At 61.3% G+C, this 19,389-nt stretch carries 11 protein-coding genes and 6 tRNA genes; 13 read left to right on the forward strand and 4 right to left on the reverse strand.

From position 1 onward, the window contains the following. The first annotated feature begins 1 nt into the window (after position 1). The 7 genes from H6A21_RS07480 (at position 2) to H6A21_RS07510 (ending at position 8,695) form a co-directional block, all read left to right on the forward strand. Positions 2-970 (forward strand): ABC transporter permease, encoded by a 969-nt coding sequence (locus H6A21_RS07480; RefSeq protein ID WP_204562135.1) that lies wholly within the window; start codon positions 2-4, stop codon positions 968-970. Beyond that, positions 970-2,097: an ABC transporter ATP-binding protein gene (locus tag H6A21_RS07485; RefSeq protein WP_204562136.1), complete on the forward strand. Its 1,128-nt coding sequence runs from the start codon at positions 970-972 to the stop codon at positions 2,095-2,097. The genes H6A21_RS07480 and H6A21_RS07485 overlap by 1 nt, the downstream gene beginning before the upstream one ends. 1 nt (position 2,098) lies before the next feature. Then, complete coding sequence (locus H6A21_RS07490) at positions 2,099-3,127, forward strand: ABC transporter ATP-binding protein (RefSeq protein ID WP_204562137.1); 1,029 nt, start codon at positions 2,099-2,101, stop codon at positions 3,125-3,127. 210 nt (positions 3,128-3,337) lie between these two features. Next, positions 3,338-5,038, forward strand: coding sequence for an ABC transporter substrate-binding protein (locus H6A21_RS07495; protein WP_204562138.1), 1,701 nt, complete (start codon positions 3,338-3,340; stop codon positions 5,036-5,038). A 143-nt stretch (positions 5,039-5,181) separates the two neighbouring features. Continuing rightward, positions 5,182-5,271, forward strand: a tRNA-Leu gene (locus H6A21_RS07500). 227 nt (positions 5,272-5,498) lie between these two features. Further along, on the forward strand, positions 5,499-7,853 hold the full coding sequence (locus tag H6A21_RS07505) for a GAF domain-containing SpoIIE family protein phosphatase (RefSeq protein ID WP_204562139.1): 2,355 nt from the start codon (positions 5,499-5,501) through the stop codon (positions 7,851-7,853). Positions 7,854-7,948: 95 nt separating this feature from the next. Beyond that, complete coding sequence (locus H6A21_RS07510; RefSeq protein ID WP_204562140.1) at positions 7,949-8,695, forward strand: anti-sigma factor antagonist; 747 nt, start codon at positions 7,949-7,951, stop codon at positions 8,693-8,695. A gap of 130 nt (positions 8,696-8,825) precedes the next feature. Here the strand turns inward: H6A21_RS07510 and H6A21_RS07515 are convergent. From H6A21_RS07515 to H6A21_RS07530, 4 genes are all read right to left on the reverse strand, one after another. Then, a tRNA-Cys gene (locus H6A21_RS07515) sits at positions 8,826-8,899 on the reverse strand. Between the two features lie 46 nt (positions 8,900-8,945). Continuing rightward, positions 8,946-9,021, reverse strand: a tRNA-Gly gene (locus H6A21_RS07520). 628 nt (positions 9,022-9,649) lie between these two features. After that, a tRNA-Cys gene (locus tag H6A21_RS07525) sits at positions 9,650-9,723 on the reverse strand. A gap of 43 nt (positions 9,724-9,766) precedes the next feature. Continuing rightward, positions 9,767-9,842, reverse strand: a tRNA-Gly gene (locus H6A21_RS07530). A gap of 131 nt (positions 9,843-9,973) precedes the next feature. Between H6A21_RS07530 and H6A21_RS07535 the strand changes: the two genes are divergently transcribed. The 6 genes from H6A21_RS07535 to H6A21_RS07560 all read left to right on the forward strand — a co-directional run bounded on the left by H6A21_RS07535 (position 9,974) and on the right by H6A21_RS07560 (position 18,901). Then, complete coding sequence (locus H6A21_RS07535) at positions 9,974-10,876, forward strand: putative ABC transporter permease (RefSeq protein WP_204562141.1); 903 nt, start codon at positions 9,974-9,976, stop codon at positions 10,874-10,876. A 120-nt stretch (positions 10,877-10,996) separates the two neighbouring features. Then, positions 10,997-11,071, forward strand: a tRNA-Val gene (locus H6A21_RS07540). 328 nt (positions 11,072-11,399) lie between these two features. Continuing rightward, a complete protein-coding gene (locus H6A21_RS07545) occupies positions 11,400-13,475 on the forward strand; it encodes a type I restriction-modification system subunit M (protein ID WP_204562142.1) in 2,076 nt (691 codons plus the stop codon). Continuing rightward, positions 13,472-14,815 (forward strand): restriction endonuclease subunit S, encoded by a 1,344-nt coding sequence (locus H6A21_RS07550; RefSeq protein WP_204562143.1) that lies wholly within the window; start codon positions 13,472-13,474, stop codon positions 14,813-14,815. Before H6A21_RS07545 ends, H6A21_RS07550 begins: the two co-directional genes overlap by 4 nt. A 2-nt stretch (positions 14,816-14,817) precedes the next feature. Next, positions 14,818-17,892 carry a DEAD/DEAH box helicase family protein gene (locus tag H6A21_RS07555; RefSeq protein ID WP_204562144.1) on the forward strand — a complete coding sequence of 1,025 codons (3,075 nt, stop codon included), beginning with the start codon at positions 14,818-14,820 and terminating at the stop codon, positions 17,890-17,892. Between the two features lie 37 nt (positions 17,893-17,929). After that, positions 17,930-18,901 (forward strand): DUF2806 domain-containing protein, encoded by a 972-nt coding sequence (locus H6A21_RS07560; protein WP_204562145.1) that lies wholly within the window; start codon positions 17,930-17,932, stop codon positions 18,899-18,901. Positions 18,902-19,389 lie beyond the last annotated feature (488 nt).

Here is a 19,389-nt window from a genome sequence, read left to right on the forward strand (position 1 = left end):
CATGAAGTACCCGGGTCTTTCCCAGCATCTTGCCGCAGAGGGTGCGCCTGCGACCTCCGCTGCCGCCGTCGCTGCCGGCAAGGAAACCGTTTCCGGCGAAGCGTCCCGCACCCTGTGGGGTGACGCCTGGAAGCGCCTGCGCAAGAACAAGCTCGCCATCATCGCGGCGATCTGGATTCTGTTCGTGGCGCTCGTAGCCATCACCGCCGACCTGTGGGCCCCGCAGCTCCTCGGCTCGCCGACCGCGGCCGACACCACGGCCATGGCGACCTCGTCGCTGCTGCCGCCTTCGCTCGAGCACCCGTTCGGCACCGACGTCACGGGCCGCGACATTCTGGTCCGCGTCATCTACGGTGCGCGCATCTCGCTCACCATCGGCCTTCTGGCCACCGCGATCTCGACCGTCATCGGTCTCGTGATGGGCGCGCTCGCCGCGTACTACGGCGGCATCTTCGACACGATCATCATGCGCGCCGCTGACATCTTCCTGGCGTTCCCGTACGTGCTGTTCGTGCTCTGCCTCATCGCCGCGCTCGGCCAGAGCATCACGAACGTGTTCGTGGCCATCGGCATCCTCGGCTGGCCCTCCATCGCGCGCGTGTTCCGAAGCGCGATCCTGTCGGTCAAGGAGAGCGACTACGTCGACGCCGCCCGCGCCATGGGCGCCTCCGACGCGCGCATCATCGCCCGCCACATCTTCCCGAACTCCGTCGCCTCCATCGTCGTGTACGCCACGATGAACATCGGTTCCGCCATTCTGACCGAGGCCTCCATCTCGTTCCTCGGCATGGGTGTGCAGCCGCCGAATCCCTCGTGGGGCATCATGATTCAGGACGGCCAGGCCTACCTGATGACCGCACCGTGGCTCATGATCATGCCCGGTCTCGCGATTCTCTCCACCGTGCTCGCGTTCACGCTGCTCGGTGACGGCCTGCGCGACGCGCTCGATGTCAAGATGAAGGATGCATAATGGCCAAGAAGAATTCGAACTACACCGACCTTAAGGAGAAGCCCATCCCCGAGGGGCGTCACCTGCTCGAGGTCGATAACCTCAAGATGTTCTTCCATACCGAGGACGGCATCGTCCACGCGGTGAACGGCGTGTCCTACACGCTCGACCGCGGCGAGACCCTCGGCGTGGTGGGCGAGTCCGGCTCCGGTAAGTCCGTGACCGCTATGACGATTATGGGCCTCATCGACATGCCCCCGGGCAAGATCGAGGGCGGCAACGTCTACTACCGTGGCGAGTCGCTGCTCGAGATGACCGAAGAACAGATGCAGCACATCCGCGGCAACGACATCGCGATGATTTTCCAGGACCCCATGACCTCGCTGAACCCGGTCTATAAGATCGGGCGTCAGGTGGGCGAGGGCCTGCGCCTGCACCGCGGCTGCTCCAAGCAGGAGGCGCAGGAGCGCGCTATCGAGCTGCTCCGTCTCGTGGGCATCCCGAACCCCGAGAAGCGCGTGAACGAGTACCCGCACCAGTTCTCCGGCGGTATGCGCCAGCGCGCCATGATCGCCATGGCGCTCGCCTGCGACCCCGACATCCTCATCGCCGACGAGCCCACCACGGCCCTCGATGTGACGATCCAGGCGCAGATCATCGAGCTCATGCAGGAGATGCAGCAGAAGAACGGCAACGCGATCATCATGATCACACACGACTTGGGCGTCGTGGCCGACATGGCCGACAAGATCATGGTCATGTACGCCGGCCGCCCGGTCGAGTTCGGCACCGCCGACGAGATCTTCTACGATTCGCGCCACCCCTACACCTGGGGTCTTATCCGCTCGATTCCCGAGCAGGCGATTGACGAGAAGAAGCCACTCAAGCCGATTCACGGCAACCCGCCGTCGCTCGTGAACCTCCCGAGCGGCTGCCCGTTCGCGCCGCGCTGCCCGTATGCGGTGGATATCTGCCACGAGAAGGAGCCCGTCCACATCACGACGGAGACCGGCCACTACTCGGCCTGCCACTTCGCCGACGATCCCGAGTTCCTGAAGTTCGCTCCCGATACGTCGCGGTCTCGCGGCCATATTGCCACGGGTACGCCCGACACCATCGAATCCAAGCCCCAGGGAGGTGAGGCATAAGATGGCCTCCAATACCACAGGCGAGCCCTTGCTCAAGGTTGAGCACCTCACCAAGGAGTTCCCCGCTGAGGCCGGCATGATTGCCGGGCGCTTCTCCAAGCGCGTCGTCTCGGCCGTGAACGACGTTTCGTTCGAGATCTACCCGGGTGAGACGTTCGGTCTCGTTGGCGAGTCCGGCTGCGGCAAGTCCACGACCGGCCGCACCATCATGCGCCTGACCAACCCCACCGCGGGCAAGGTCTACTTCGAGGGCAAAGACGTCTCGAAGATGAACAAGCATGAGCTGAAGGACCTCCGTCGTCAGATGCAGTTCATCTTCCAAGACCCCTACGCGAGCCTGAACCCGCGTATGACGATCGGCGAGATCATCTCCGAGCCCATGACCATCCACAACGTGGGCACGAAGGAAGAGCGCATGAAGACCGTGCGCGAGCTGCTCGATGTCGTCGGTCTGAACCCCGAGCACATCAACCGCTACCCGCACGAGTTCTCTGGCGGTCAGCGCCAGCGTATCGGCATCGCCCGCGCGTTCGCTCTGCGCCCGAAGCTGATCATCTGCGACGAGCCCGTCTCCGCGCTCGACGTCTCCATTCAGGCTCAGGTTCTGAACCTGCTGAAGGAGCTGCAGGACCGCTACGGTACCGCGTACCTGTTCATCGCGCACGACCTGTCCGTCGTGCAGCACATCTCCGACCGCGTGGCCGTGATGTACCTCGGCAAGATGGTCGAGCTCTCCGACTGGAAGACGCTCTACACCGAGCCGAACCACCCGTACACGCAGTCGCTGCTCTCCGCCGTGCCGGTGCCCGATCCGGACGTGCAGAAGACGCGCGAGCGCATCATCCTCGCAGGCGATCCGCCCTCGCCGATCGATCCGCCGTCCGGCTGCCGCTTCCATACTCGCTGCCCGATCGCCAAGGACATCTGCAGCAAGGAGCAGCCTGAGTTCAAGCAGGTCGCTCCCGGTCACTTCTGCGCGTGCCACTTCGCCGAGAAGTTCCCGATCAAGCAGTCCTCCATCGAGCTGTAGCGAGCAGCTTGCATTGCTTTTCATGTGGGCCGTCCCATCTGGGGCGGCCCTTTTTGATAGGGTGAGCGCTCTCGGCGCGGTCCGGCGCGCCAGGGGGCAAGTTTCCTGGGAAAGATGCGCAGCCCGGCCGTTCTTGTGCATACGCGGCACGGCATGCGGGACAATGGGCCTACATGCACACGTATTGCTTGACATCGATAGGGTGACGATATGGCTCGCTTCGATCTGATGATGAACAGAAGGGCGCTGCTCGGCGCTGCTGCCGCCGGTCTCGGTGCGCTGGCGCTCGGGGGCTGCTCGACGGGCGGCGCCGACGAGGGGTCGGACGCGGGAATCGCGTCGGTCGATGTGGTGGATGATTCGACGATCGTGGTGGGTATCGACCAGCCGGTCTGCCTCGACCCGTACTTCGCGAGCGCGCCGGCGAGCGCGCAGGCGGTCTTCCAGCTGTTCGATCCGCTCACGCGCTATGATTTCGAGACCGGGGCGCTCACGTGTCTTGCCGCTGAGAGCTATCGTGTGTCGGAGGACCAGCAGACGTTCACGTTCACGCTGCGCGACGCGACGTTCCACAACGGCGACTCGGTGCGCGCAAGCGATTTCAAGCGCGCTTGGGAGCGCCTGGTGAGCCCTGAGAGCGCCGCTGCGACGGCGTGGGGCGGGCCGTCGTGGGCGGGTCATCTGCTGGCGCTCGTGGAGGGCTACAACGAGCTCCGCTCGGGCGCGGCTTCAAGCCTTTCCGGCGTGAGCTGCCCAGACGACCGGACGCTCACGGTGAAGCTCACCCGTCCGTATGCCGAGTTCCCCTATATCGTGTCGGCGCTGGGCCTCGCCCCGGTGCCGGCGTCTGCCGAGGATGATCCCGTTGCGTTCGGGGCGGCGCCGGTCGGCAACGGCCCCTTCATGGTCGCCGCCGAGCAGGGGCATCCCGATGATGCCTTCGACCTCGTGCGCTTCGAGGAGTATCTGCCCATGCCCGCCCAAATCGAGCGGGTCCGCTTCAGCTTTCAGGAAGGCGTGTCCGAATCGTACCGTGCGTTCGAGTCCGGCGACCTGATGGTGTCGGCCTGTCCCTTCAACGAGGTCGACGCCAACGCCGCCAGCTGGAAGTCGAACGATGATGAGCGGCTGCAGCTCAATTCGAGCCGCCATATGGTGCTTGGCAGCGAACCCGTGGTGTCGTATCTCGTGTGCAACACCACCGTGGGGCCTCTGAACGATGCGGCTATCCGTCGCGCGCTGTCGATGGCGATCGATCGCGACGCGCTGTCGAAGCGGGTGTTCCGTGACGCGCGCATGCCGGCCTATGGCATCGTGCCGCCCGACATCCCCGGATACCGAGAGGAGGGATGGGCGGCTGCCGAGTACGATGTGTCGGCGGCCACCGACGCGCTCGATGCGCTGTACCCCAAGGGGGGCGATGGCGAGCGCGACTGCGCGATCTCTCTCCTCTACAGTGCAGACAGCGGTCACAAGAACGCAATGGAGCTGATCGCGGAGGACTTCGAGGCGGTGGGAGTGACCTGCGAGCTCGAGGAGGTCTCCTTCGAGGAGCTGTACGAGCGGCTCGAGGCGGGTACCTTCCAGCTTGCACGCATCGATTGGACACCGGATGTGCCCTGCATGGACAACGTGCTGTTCCCGCTGTTCCATTCGTCCGCCCAGGGCGGGTTCAACTTCTCGCGCTATGCCAACCAGCGGGTCGACGAGCTGATCGACCAGGCGCGGGCGACGGCAAGCGATACGGAGCGCATCGCGCGCCTGCGTGAGGCGGAGGACGTGATCGCTGCCGACATGCCCGTGATCCCGTACATCTTCGGTGCGCATGCCGTGGTGGGATCGCGCCAGGTCGAAAAGCTCCTCATCGATCCATATGGCTATGCGCATCTGGGGGAGGCGGAGCTTGCCTAGCGCGGCTGTCGGCAGGCATGTACGCCGGTGAGCAGGCATGATGCCGGCGGAAAGGGCACACGCCGCCTGGACGAAAACTTTTTCAAAAAAGTTGTTGCATCCGGCGTGCGCCTTGGGCTAATATATTCCTCGCCGAAAGGCACGTCGGAGTGGCGGAATTGGCAGACGCGCTAGCTTGAGGTGCTAGTGACCACATTTCGGTCATGCGGGTTCAAGTCCCGCCTCCGACACCATCGGAGATACACCCGAGCTCCTCAGGGGTTCGGGTATTTTTTTATCTATATACCAAAACTAACTATCAACCCTTGCAGCAACCATTCACACGCCCGTCCGGGCATCGCGCGGTGGGCGATTTGCGCTGCCTGCGATTGCTCCTTTGGATATACTGCACTCGTGTGCCGCGTGGCGCCGCATCGGCGGGTCTGCGGCATGTGGACGGCGCGTCATCGGAGGTGCGACGATGGAATCCATGATGGGGGAGCGTTTTGCCGAACTCGCGCGTCTCGTGGAGCTCACGAGCGACGCGGTTGCCCTCTGCGAGGCGAACGGCACGGTACTGCATGTGAACCACCAGATGGTCATCCTCGCGGCGGCTCAGCGCGACCGCCTCGTCGGCACCGACATCAAAGACATCATCTATAGCGACGATTTCGAGCGCGCCGAGGACCACCGCATGCCGTTCACGCTCGATGGCAAGGATGCCACCTGTCGCATCAAGCTGCCGGACGGCTCGTTCGTCCCCATACGCGTGCGCGCCCGCACCGTATCCCCCACGACGTTGGCTGAAGACGGCGAGCGCGACCCGGTCGGGCGCATTCTGGTGGTCATCAACAGCCTCGAGGAGCAGTACACGCGCGACCGCCAGACGCAGCGCCTGTTTGCAGAGCTTCAAGCGGTCAACAGGCGCCTGTCGGGCACGCTGTCGGTCATCATGACCGCAGCGGGTTCGAAGGATCTGCCCTCGCTGCTCGACGCGGTGCTCAACAAGCTCGTGGACGCCCTCGATGCCGACGGCTCGTCGATCTACTTCTCCGAAAGCGGCGGCTTCAAGCTGCGCGGCGTGAGTTACGGCCTCATGCACGACTACGTGCCCGAGTTCATCCCGTACGGCTCGGGTATCCCCACTTACGTGCTGCGCGAGCAGCGCCCCTGCAGCCTCGCCATCGTGCCGTCGGCATATGGCAAGGGCATCGAGGCGAGCGTGTTCTTCGACTTCGATACCCACATGAGCACGCGCCTGCGCCTGGAGAACGTGCCGCCGTACCGCACGCTCATCGCGGTGCCGGTGTTTTTCGGTACGCAGGTGCTCGGAATCCTCGAGCTCGGCTGGAAACGGCCGTGCCGTCCGCGCGCGCTCGACGCCCGCGTGCTCGAGGTCATCTGCGACTACCTGTCCATCGAGCTCGTGGGGCTGGTGAGCAGCCTGCGCGCCCAGCGCACCGAGGAGCTCACGCGCTCGCTCAACCGCATGCGCGAGCATCTGTTCGACCAGAGCGAGGACCATGCCGCCGTCTGGCGCTTCGTGTCCGACGAGGTGCGCCGCGTGCTGAAGTGCCGCACGTGCTCCGTTGAGCTTGACCCCGACACCGGGCGCTACGTGATCGACTTCGAGGGCGGCAGCCGGGTGCACCTGCCCGACACGATCGAGGACATGTTCTTCTCGACGACCGCGCCGGCCGCTCGCGTCGACCCGGGGGCGCACGCGCCGTTTTCAAACGGGGGACAAAGTTCGTGGCTCTGCTCACCTGAGGACCTCACGTCCGTACGCTTGGTGCGCGTGGACCAGACGATGAGGGCGGGGGAGTGGCTCGCCTCGCGTGGGCTGCCGAGCCAGGGCGTGTTCTTCGACATACGGGCGGATATGGCGGCCGATGGCTCGGGCGAGCCGGTCGGCCGCACCGAGGGGGTGCCCGGCATGGTGCTGCTTCTGCGCGACAGCACCCAGGAGCCCGTCGACGATATCGAGTACGACTATCTGGTGCGCTTGGCGCACGATTTCGAGATCATGATGCGCGGCGTGCGCAAGACGAACTCTGAGCGCCATATCGCCCAGACCCTGCAGGTGGGCCTGCGCAGCGACCTGGGCACCGTGCCGGGCATCACGACCGATTCGCTCTATTCATCCGCGACGCGTCAGGCGCTCGTGGGCGGCGACTTCTACACGCTCATTCGCCTGCCCGATGACCGCGCCGTCATGATTCTAGGCGACGTGTCGGGTAAGGGCATCGAGGCGGCGTCGATGTCTGCGCTCGTGAAGACCGCGCTGACGGCGTACGCCTGGGAGGGCACGAGCCCGGTTTCGATGGTCCGCTCGCTCAACGGCATGCTCATGAGCTTCTCGCGCGTCGAGACGTTCGCGACCATGTTCGTGGCGAAGATCGACCTGCGCGCCGGCGTGGCCGAGTACTGCTCGGCCGGCCATCCGCCCACGGTGCTCATCCATCCGGCGAAGGCCGATCCGGACGACCCCGAGGCCGGCAGCCCCGCCGAGATCGAGCTTCTGACCGTGCAGTCCGGTGTGGTCGGCGCGTTCGAGGCCATGGTGTATGAGGGTGGAACCTTTACCTTCGAGCCGGGTGACATCCTGTTCATGTACACCGATGGCGCCATCGAGGCGAGAAGCCCGGACCGCGAGTTCTTCGGCGAGCGGAGGCTGTTTGACGAGCTTCTGCACGCGTCGGCCAACGGGGTCGAGGGGCTGTGCGGCACGGTGCTCTCGGCGCTCGATGCGTTCAGCGACTCGGAGCTCGACGACGATATCGCGCTCGTGGCGCTGCGCTTCGATACGGTGGGGGCAAGCGATGAGCAAAAGTAGCGCGCGCTGCCGCGGACAGCGACACGCTCCTGCCGTCTGCGTGCCAGCGTCTGCGCAGGTGAATAGTCGGTACGGTCTGCGGGAACCATGAGCGTATGAATGAGTGGAACGACATAGCCGTGATCACACCGGCTCACGACATCGACATCTCGACGGTGAGCGAGCTGCGCGACAAGATCGACAACTTGATCGTGTCGGGCATCTATCGCGTGATGGTAAACTGCCAGCACGTGACGTTCATCGACTCGTCGGGTCTTGCATGCCTGATTTCCCGTTCGCGGCGCCTGAGCCGAGAGGGTGGCATGCTGTCGCTCGTCAATACCTCACCCAACGTCACGCGGTCGTTGCAGATCGCCCGCCTTATCGACGCCCTGCACGTGACGGCGGCAACGCGCCCACCGGTGCCCGTGCTCAAACCCGGGGCGATGCCGCTGTGGAGCAAGAGCATGTCGGTGCGACAGGGGGTGGAGCACCTGGGGTACTACCGGCATCGAGTCGTGGACATGATCTCGGCGCTTCCCCTGAGCGACAGCGACCGGTTCGACATGGCGCTGGCGACCGGCGAGGCGCTCTCGAACGCGTACGACCATGCGAACGGGGCGGAAGGGTGTACGTGCATGGTGATCGCCTATCCCGACCGCGTGGTGATCGAGGTGCGCGACACCGGCGATGGTTACGAGATCGCGCCCGATGAGGTGCCCGATGGCAGCGAGGAGCGCGGGCGCGGCATCAAGCTCATGCGCATGCTCGCTGACAGCGTCGAGGTGCGTCGCCGCAAGGACACGCACGGGACGCTGGTTCGTCTGATCAAGCTGTTCGCCCTTCCCGTCGCCGCGGCATAAGGCGAGCGGCGATTCGCTGTTTTCCGTTTGCAAATGAATATGGTTCGAGGCTGCGCGCTGCTCGAGGAGGTGCGTGACGGGGATGACGCTGCATACGAGAAAGGGGCCCCGAAGGACCCCTTGAGCTGTCTGGAGGCGAAGCCCGGATTCGAACCGGGGGTAAAGGCTTTGCAGGCCTCTGCCTTACCACTTGGCCACTTCGCCATCAATATGAGAAGGGCCGATTGAAGAATCGGCCCGAATCATGCGATGGAGCGGACAACGGGGCTCGAACCCGCGACCCCAACCTTGGCAAGGTTGTGCTCTACCAACTGAGCCATGTCCGCTTGCGAGGAAGTACTATACGCGAGTTTTTCGACCTGTGCAAGCGTCCTTAACTTCTTCACATTTCCGGTTGAGCTAAGCGCGGGCTGTGTAATGCGAACCGCCGCGGTCCTGTTTGGTGGGGCGCGGTGTTTGGCTGGCGGACGATTGCGACCGCAGAAGGCGCGCCGCTCCAAGTGGGGATTCCAAGAATCGCAGACCAGGCAAGTAGGCGCCGGCTGGGGAGGCCCTTCACAGAGATAGCGCGCTGAGCGGAAGAGTGATGGCAACCAACTTGTCAAAAGTCTCGCTTGGAGATCTCCTTAGAGAGACTTTTGACAAGTTGGTTGCCGCCGATGCAGCTGATCGCTCGCCGAGGGCGCCAGATCGCCGCCAGGCGTCCGCAAGGGGAAGAGGGGAGCGCGGTGCGCGCGAGGGAGGCCTCGAGGAGCGTCTGATGCGGCACAGGAGGTGTGTTGGCGCCTTCGCCGCCGCCCGTGTCGTTTTACGCACCAGATTCGGGTGCTGAGGGTATCTGAGACGCCAGCTACATCCGCTCATCACGTTCGCCAACGAGAGCGCTCTCCGAGTGGCGAGCAGCGTGGGGTCTCCATACATGAAAAGGGGTCCCGAAGGACCCCTTGAGCGTTCTGGAGGCGAAGCCCGGATTCGAACCGGGGGTAAAGGCTTTGCAGGCCTCTGCCTTACCACTTGGCCACTTCGCCGATATGAAAAGAGCCGATTAGAAAACCGGCTCCTGACATGCAATGGAGCGGACAACGGGGCTCGAACCCGCGACCCCAACCTTGGCAAGGTTGTGCTCTACCAACTGAGCCATGTCCGCTTGCGAAAAAGTAATATACGCGAATCGGGTGAGGTGTGCAAGAGATTTTGAAAAAAAGTTTGAAGTCGGTCGTGAGGGCACTACAGTATCCACCATGGGTACTGCGAGATTGCTGCACGGGAGGGTAGAGCTTGTTTAGGATTCTTCTCCTTGTCGTCTTGGTGTTTTTGCTTGCACGGGGCGTAGGCTGGCTGATCAGAAAGCGGCTGGATGCGCATAGCCCCGCGCGTGTGGTCACGAAGCTCATCGCGGAGGGGTATCTCAACGAGTCCTCCTTCTTCGCAGCGGCAAACGAGAAGGTTCGAACGGGCAGGCCGTCGCGCGCGCAGCGCCAGCTGATTCGGGACGCACGGGTGCGACGCCGTGACGCGTATCTCGCGCATTGCACGCCGTCGCCCTATCAGTACCTCATCATCTTCCTTTTGGCATCGGTCCTCGGGCTTGTGCTCGAGACCATCTATACGTTTGTGGCGTTCGGCGTCGTGGAGAGTCGCGTGGGACTCGTGTGGGGACCGTTCTCGCCGCTGTACGGTTTGGGGGCGGTGCTGCTCACGGTATGCCTGTGGCAGGTGAGGAGCCGACCGGGCTGGCAGGTGTTCTTGATATCGGCTACGCTCGGCGGCACGCTCGAGCAGTGCGCCGGCTGGAGCCTGGACCATTTCGCGCATCTGCAGTCGTGGACCTATCTCGGCCTACCTGATCACATCACGCAGTGGATCGCATGGCGCTTCCTGTTCATGTGGGGCGTGATCGGCCTTGTGTGGTGCCGCCTCATCATGCCGGAGCTCATCTACCGCATCGGCGAGCCCTCGACGCGCGGCCAGGCGGTGGTTGCGACATTTCTGACGATCTTCACGTTGCTCGACATCGCCTTGACGCTCGGGTGCTTCTGGCGGGCGGGACAGCGCCATCAGGGGGTTCCGCCGCAGAACCCATTCGAGGTCTATATCGATACGCACTTCGACGACCGTTTTATGGCCGAGACGTTTGAGAACATGCGCATCGGCGAAGATATCCCACCGGCGCCTCGATAGGGATGACCTGCACAAACGTCCCCATTTTCAGCAACCGGAAAAGTTTTTTGAAAAAGTGCTTTACACGGTCGCCGGGCTTATGTATATTATTCCTCGCGCTGAAGAGCGCACCACCTGAACGGGCGTTTAGCTCAGGGGGAGAGCGCTTCCCTGACACGGAAGAGGTCACAAGTTCAAATCTTGTAACGCCCACCACGAAAGATAAGGTCAGAGCATTTGCGCTCTGACCTTTTTTCATTATGTCCAAATAGCTGTCCAAACTTTTGTCCAAATTCATTCGGATTTGTCGGACGATTTGGAATGTCAAGTTTATGCATGGACTAGTGCAAGACGCTTCCTCCTGATGCAGAAGAGAAATACAAAAACACTATAAATCATGGGTAAGACGACTTTCATTCTATTTGGGGCAGATTGTCTTCGGCTTATGGGTCTTAGCCATGCTGATACAATTTCGAATAGGAATTAGTTGAAGTGCTGCCTCTGAGATGAGGTGCAGCTTTAATTAAATCGGGGGAGCTCACGCATGGCCGGTCAGGTTGACGTAAAGAAGCAGATAGACACCGTTTTCAGTATTGCCAACACCCTGCGTGGAACGTATCAGGCGGATAAATATCGTGACGTCATCATTCCCATGACCATCCTCCGTCGCCTCGAATGCGCCCTTGCGAGCACCAAGGATGCGGTCTGCGAGCTCTATGAGAAGGACCCTGGGACGCCAGAGCAGATCCTGCGCCGCAAGGCAGGGTACGACTTCTACAACACGAGTCGTTGGTCGCTTGCCAAGCTGCTCGGTGATCCCGCTCAGCTGCACAAGAACCTTAGAACTTATATAGACGCTTTCTCGCCCAACATCAAGCAGATCTTCGCGGACCTCGAGTTCGACAAGGAGATTACCAAGATGCACAAGGGCTCCAAGCTTACGGGCGTCGTCCGCAAGTTCTCGGAGCTCGACCTGGATCCAGGTGCGGTCAGCAACGTGGCCATGGGATACATGTTCGAGGAGATCATCCGCCGCTTCTCGGAGAACGCGGAGGCGGGCGACCACTACACCCCTCGCGAGGTCGTTCGCCTCCTCACGCGGCTCGCCCTCGCGGAGGGCTGCGAGGACCTGAGCGAGCCGGGGAAGGTCATCAAGGTGGGCGACTTTGCGTGCGGAACGGGCGGCATGCTCTCCTGTGCGAAGGAGCTCCTGGACGAGATCTGCCCGGATGCGGACGTCTACCTCTACGGGCAGGAGATCATTCCCGACACGCACGCCATCTGCCTCGCTGACATGCTCATCAAGGGCCAGCGCGCGGAGAACATCCGCCAGGCGGACACCATGAAGGAGGACTGCTTTCCCAACGACAAGATGCGCCTCGTGCTCATGAATCCGCCCTTCGGTCAGCCGTGGGGAGGAAAGGACGCAGGCGACGGCGTGGAAAAGGCTGTCAAGGACGAGTACGCGAAGCTCGACAGCAGGTTCCCGGCAGGCCTCCCCGCCAAGAGTGACATGCAGCTCCTGTTCATGCAGCACGTCATGTATAAGCTCGACGACGAACATGGGCGCGCCTGCGTGATCTCCAACGGCTCGCCTCTCTTCTCCGGCGGGACCTCGTCGGGTGAGTCCCAGATTCGCCGGTGGCTCCTGGAGAACGACTACGTGGAGGCCATCGTCGGGATGCCGGGGGACCTCTTCTACAACACGGGAATCGCCATCTACGTGTGGGTGCTCTCGAAGAACAAGGCCCCATGCAGGCGCGGGCTCGTCCAGCTCATCGACGCCACCTCCGAGTGGGTGCCCATGCGCCGCTCGCTTGGCAACAAGCGCAAGCAGGTCTCGGGCGAGCAAATCGAGGAGATCGTCAAGCTCTACACGGACTTCCAGGAGGGCGAGAAGTGCTGCATCCTCCCCAACGAGGAGTTCCTCTATCACGAGTACGCGGTGTACCAGCCCCTTCAGCGAAGCTACCAGATAACACCCGAGCGTATCGACGACCTTGCCGCGCGAAAGTTCAAGGACGACTTCCACAACCCGGCAAAGCTCGAGGAGCTCTCGCTCATCGACGAGGCTGACATGAGCTCCAGGCAGAGAAAGCAGCTCGAGGGCCTGCGCGCTGCCGAGCCGGTCTTCGAGCGGATGCTCGCGCTCTTGAGGGACAATGTCATGAAAGAGCCGACTCAGGACTACAAGGCCTTCGGCAAGATGGTGAGTGACCTTCTCTTCACCCTTCCGGACTACAGGGACGGCGAGACTCCCGCCCAGAGGAAGAGCGTCGTGGACAAGGTGGTGGACGCCATGTCCGAGATGGACAAGACGGCGCCCCTGCGCTACAGGCGTGATGGGTCCGTGGAGTACGACCCTTCCACCAAGGACACGGAGATCGTAAGGCTCTCCGAGGACGTCGAGGAGTACTTCGAGCGCGAGGTCTATCCCTATGTTCCCGACGCGAAGTGGTTCGACGAGGAGACCGACAAGGCGGTGAAGACGGGGGCGGAGATTCCGTTCACGCGCTACTTTTACGCGTACGTGTCACCTGAGCCCTCGGACAAGCTGCTCGCCGAGTTCAGCCGCCTGGAGATTGAGCTGCAGGATCAGCTCAAGGAGTTGATGGCATGATGGCGGAGGGGATGAGGCCGAGCGGTGTCGAATGGATCGGGGATATTCCGGTCTCTTGGAAGATGGGGCGCCTTAGATATCTGGCATCCTTTGAATCCGGTGCAACACCGAGCAAGGACATCTCCGACTTCTGGGACGGCGAGATTCCCTGGGTTTCCTCACAAGAGGTCAAGACAGACGTTCTGACCGATACTTCTCTTCATATTTCCGTTAAGGCTGTTGAGAGCTGTTCCACAAGACTGCTTCCCGAAGGGACTGTTGTTATGGTGGCTCGCTCCGGCATCCTTCAGCACACACTTCCAGTCGCGTTGCTTGCATGCCCAATGACAGTCAATCAGGATATCAAGGCGCTGACTTTCAATGACCAAGTGCTGGGCAAGTTCTTTCTTTACTTTGTCAAGGGAAATAACGACAACCTTTTGAAGGTTCTTCTTAAGGATAAGTCCACGGTCGACAATATCAGTTTCGATTATCTTCTCTCCCTCAGGGTTCCGGTGCCGCCCATTGAGGAACAAGAGCGTATAACGAAGTATCTGGATACATTCTGCAAGAGCGTTGAGTTCTGCATCGGCTCAATCGAACGGCAGATCGACTTGCTGGAACGGTATCGCTCCTCCGTAATTCACGAGGCCGTAACCAAGGGCCTTGATTCAAATGTACCCATGAAGCCAAGTGGCGCGGAATGGGTCCATTCCGTGCCGGAGTCCTGGCGGGTTGAACCTTTGAAATACCACTGCTCGATGTTCAAGGGCCTCCCGATACTAAAGACCGACCTTGTTGAGGAGGGCGTGCCCGTCATAAGCTACGGGCAGATTCACTCGAAGGACAACACGGGAGCCCATTTGGATGACAGCCTGCTGAGGTTCATCCCGGCGAACAGAGTGTCGGGAAGCGAATCGTCAAAGCTCCAGAGGGGCGACGTCGTATTCGCCGACACGTCGGAGGACGTCGAGGGGATAGGCAACGCTGCGCTGATTGATACGGACGACGTCGTCTACGCCGGCTATCATACCGTGACCTGCCGTTCCGACCAAACGAGCCTGAGCGGCCGTTATCTCGCCTATCTGGCCAGAACCGATGCCTGGCGCTATCAGCTCAGAAATCTCGCGATGGGCGTCAAGGTGTTTAGCATTACCCAGGCTATTCTCAGAAAAGCCGAGGTTCTCCTTCCGCCTCGCGATGAACAGGAGCGCATAACGGATTTCCTCGACGATCGATGCTCAGCCATCGACGCCGTCATCAACACAAAGCGCAAGCAGCTCGACGTTCTCAAGAAGCGCCGGCAATCCCTCATCTACGAGTATGTTGCCGGCAAGCGCCGTGTCGGTACGAAAGGATAGCTATGGCTGGGCAAGGTGTCTCTATAGAGTACGACTCCATGGCTCCTCGCAGGAGCCCTCTTACGGAGCGTGACTTTCAGAACATCATCATCGACCAGCTCGTGCATGAGAACGGGTATGTGCGCAGGCTCGCGAAGAGGAGCTACGACCCGATTCTCGCCATGGACTCGGAGCTGCTGATTGACTTTCTCGAGCGGACGCAGCCAGAGGCGATCGCTCGCCTGCAAGCAATCTATGACGGGGGTTGGCGGGAGACCGTGATCGCCAGGATTGCCAACGAGGTCGCCGAGCGCGGCCTAGTGAGGGCCATCTGGAACGGGGTCTCGTTCGATTCCGGAGTCGAGCTCAGTCTCGTGCACCCGCGCCCCTCCGCAGGCTTCGACCTCGCGGCGGCGGAGCTCTACGAGCAGAACGTCCTCTCCTGCATGGACGAGGTCTACCACAAGGAGGATGAGCGGATAGACCTCGTCATCTTCCTGAACGGCCTCGCAATCTTCACCCTGGAGCTCAAGTGCGAGAGCTCGGGTACCGGTTGGAGTTACCGGGACGCCATCAGGCAGTATAAGTTCGAACGAGACTGCAAGACGCGCCTGCTCATGCCCAAGGTCGGCGCGCTTGCGCACTTCGCCGTAGACCTGTCTGAGGTCTGGGTGTGCGCCGAGCTCAGGGGTGGGGACTCGAAGTTCCTCCCGTTCAACAAGGGCGTGCGCGAGGAGGGGGCGGCACACGAGACGCGCGCGGGCAACCCCGTGGAGGAGGGGAAGATCCCCACCTCCTACCTCTGGGAGGAGGTGCTCAAGCGGGACTCGGTCTTCTCGCTCATCTACGACTTCGTGTACTACGCGCGCGACCGGAAGTCCAGGAAGAAGAGGGACGAGAGGCCCATATTCCCTCGATACCAGCAGATGCGTGCCGTCACGCGCATCGCGGGGGACATCGCGAGGAACGGGACGCTCAGAGACTACCTCGTGGAGCACAGCGCCGGATCAGGTAAGACGAACACGATCTGCTGGCTTGCGCACAAGCTCGCGGGACTCTACGCCGAGGGTGAGGATGACCTGCTCTTCTCAAAGGTCCTTATTGTCACCGATCGCATCGTCGTTGACCGCCAGCTCCAAGCGGCGGTGACCGACATGGCGAAAGCGCCTGGGACGGTCCGCGTGATCGACTCCGAGGGAAGGGCCGACGAGAACGGGGAGACGAGCAAGTCGGGCAAGCTCTCAAAGGCGCTTGCAGGCAATTACCGCATCGTTGTGTGCACCATGGCGACGTTTCTCAACTTGGAGCGAGGCTTCTTCGATGGAACGGGCTTTCGCTTCGCCGTCCTCATCGACGAGGCCCATGGATCGACCTCAGGTGAGACAATGGCGGCGGTCAATGGTGCGCTGTCGGACATTGATCTCCAGGAACCCTCGGCCATCGACCGCGTCTCCCAGCTCGTCTCGGAGGACATTGCCCGTTCTGGCAGACAGCGCAACGTCTCTATCATTGGCTTTACGGCAACTCCGACCGGGCGGACGCTAGACATGTTCGGCACGCTCAACAAGGAGGGCAAGAAGGAGGCCTTTGACCTCTACTCCATGCGGCAGGCGATCGAGGAGGGGTTCATCCTCGACGTCACCTCCAACTACACGACCTACGACTCGTTCTGCCGCGTCGTCAAGTCCATCCCGGACGACCCTGAGCTCGAGACCGCCTCCGCGAAGCGGCAGCTAGCGCACCTCATTTCCGTGAACGACGGGACCGTCGAGGGAAACCTCCGCGTCATCGTCAACCACTTCACGTGCTGCGTGCAGGGGGACCTTGGCGGCAGGGCGAAGGCGATGATTGTGACGTCGAGCCGCGAGGCGGCGGTTCGCTATCGCTTGGCGTATGAGGCGCTCCGACGGGACAACATGGGTAAGCTCGGGCACGTTCGGGCTCTCGTTGCGTTCTCGGGAGAGATTTGGGTCGATGGGGAGCGCTACACGGAGGTTCTGATGAACGGGGGCCTCGCCGAGAGCAAGCTGCCCGACGTGTTCGCGCAGGACGGGTACCGCCTGCTCATCGTCGCCGACAAGTATCAGACCGGCTTCGACGAGCCGCTCCTCTCTGCGATGTACGTCGCCAAGAAGCTCCACGGGCTCTCCGCCGTTCAGACGCTCTCGCGTCTTAACCGCATATGTCCGCCGTATGAGAAGCGTCCCTACGTGCTCGATTTTGCTAACAGCTACGAGGACATTGCGGCGGCGTTCGCGCCCTACTACGAGACCACCGTGCTCGAGAACCCCATGACGATCTCCGACCTACGCGAGACCGAGCGCAACCTGGAGGAGACGGGGGTGCTCGACGCGGACGATGTGCGCGAGTTCTACCGTCTTCTCGCCAAGGGGAAGCAGTCCAACTCGGACAAGGAGCGGATGTGGTCTCTTCTTGCGCGCGCAGCGTCCTCGGTCAAGGCGATGGACGGTGAAGATGCCGAGGTCACTCGGAGAATCATCCGCCACTTTTGCCGGCAGTACTCGTTCCTCATCATGGCGTCGCCCTTTATGGACGAGTACATGCACATGGAGTACCGCTTCTGCCAATATCTGATTCACGAGATTAGCGTGACTCACGGCGGCGGGGAGGGGCTCGACATTTCCGACAAGGTCGAATTCGCCGATTTCACGGTGGAGAAGTCTGGCGAGTATTTCGGTAAGGCGCTCGAGGCCTCGCCGACCGTGACGATAGCGAGGGGCATCGGCACTGCGCTCACCAAGGACCAGATGGAGACGCTCTCGAGAATCGTGGCGGAGTGGAACGCGAGGTATGGCAAGAGCTTCGACACGGACGTCGCAGCGAGCTCGCTCTTGACGCTGAGAGGCACTCTGAGCGCCAACGAGAAGGTGCGGAGGAGCGCCCGCGTCAACTCAAAGAGGGACTTCGCCAACACCGTGGAGGACCAGGCGGAGGAGGCCATCGTGGAGAACTACGACAAGAACAGGGAGTGGTACAGCTTCCTGCTTAGCCAGCCGCAGGTGGGGCGGGATCTCCTCCATCTGCTGGTGGACGGCCTCTACGACGGGATCCGGCGAGAAGAGGAAGATGGGCGCTGATTGGTCCGCCGGATGGATTAGAAGGAGTTTGGGAGTAATGGGCAATCTGAATCAGAGCGCGTCCTCGACGGCAACGGGACAAGTCGGGGTTGTGAACAACGAAGGGGGCGTCACCGTCAACTTGAGCCCCAGCTTTAAACTATCTGGCTTTGCGGGAGGCTTCCTTGCTCCAAGAAGAGCGAAAAAGGCTGCTGAAGCGATGGCCGCGATGAACAAAGCAATAGCTGAATCGATGGCCACATACATGTCCTTTTCACCGACGGTATCGCCGGAGAGGGCGTATCTTATGGCTGTAACCGGCCTGATGTTTACAGAGAGGCAGGCGGATAATCTTCTCGCCGTGTTGAATCGTGTAGCAGGGTCCATAGACGGGGAGGCTGACCCGGACAACTTATCAGATGCAACGCGAGACAAAATAATAGAGGGTTCGCGCGAGGCCGATGAGCAAGAAGTGCGCGAAATATGGGCAAAGCTGATACTTGGTGAGCTTGAGTCTCCCGGGCTTTACTCCAAGAGAAGCATGGACATTCTTGCTAACATGGAACGGAAGGATGCCGAGGATTTTCAGGCCCTATGCTCTATTTGCGTTTATCCTTTGGGAGGAGAGGGTGATCCGAACTCGCTTTTGGTAGTCGAAAATATCAGCAGCGGATTAATCAATGGCGGAGTAATGTCCTTGCTTGATAGAACGAACCTTGAATCAATGGGCTTGGTTGCCACTTCGATAGTTTCAAATAGGCATGTCCCTGCAGGTGGGTTTGTCGGGCTGGCAACAAAGGATGGTCCGGTTTTTATCGTTAACGGCGGGGAACGGGAAAAGGAGGTCGCTTTTTCACCAGTGCTTACAAACGAGGGGAAAGAACTGGCCCGCCTTTGTGAAGATTACATTGGGTCATCGAAGAATCTGCGCGAGCAGATATCGATTAAGGCGGAAAAAAGCGGACTGAAGGTAGGGGACTTAAGCGATTTTGCCCGCGTTGACGTTAAGATAACTGACGTGTCGCATTGAGTCGTTTTTGTCCTTCCAAGTGTGTCTTCCAAGGTCCTCGCTATAGTGGAAAGCGCATCATAAAAGGTGCGTATGGCGGCCAGAGGCTCTTCATGGTTCTGCCGGTACCAATCTGCAACGGCAGTCATGGCTGCGGACGACTAGCGCTCTTCCGGGGCACTATGTCTCGTATCTCGTAAACCCCCGCATGCTTAATCGTGCCCCAACATAGCGCTGCCTGACGTCTTGCGGGGGCATGCCCGCCGCCGCGGCCGCGATGACCTCGGCGTCCCTCGCGTCGTTCCTGGCCACGCCCGGGACAGCTCGCGCGCCTTCTTCTCGCGCTTCCCGGTGAGGCAGGCGACCTCGCAGCCGGCCGCACGGGCGCGCCTGACCACGGTGGATTGGCTACACTAGGTTGGACAGTTTCACGAGGGCCTATGGAAGGAGGCTCGATGGCCGATCCAAAGCACCCGAGGCATTTCACCGACGATTTCAAGAGGCAGATT

It is taken from the genome of Collinsella tanakaei (assembly GCF_016902615.1).
GTDB classification, from domain to species: domain Bacteria; phylum Actinomycetota; class Coriobacteriia; order Coriobacteriales; family Coriobacteriaceae; genus Collinsella; species Collinsella tanakaei_A.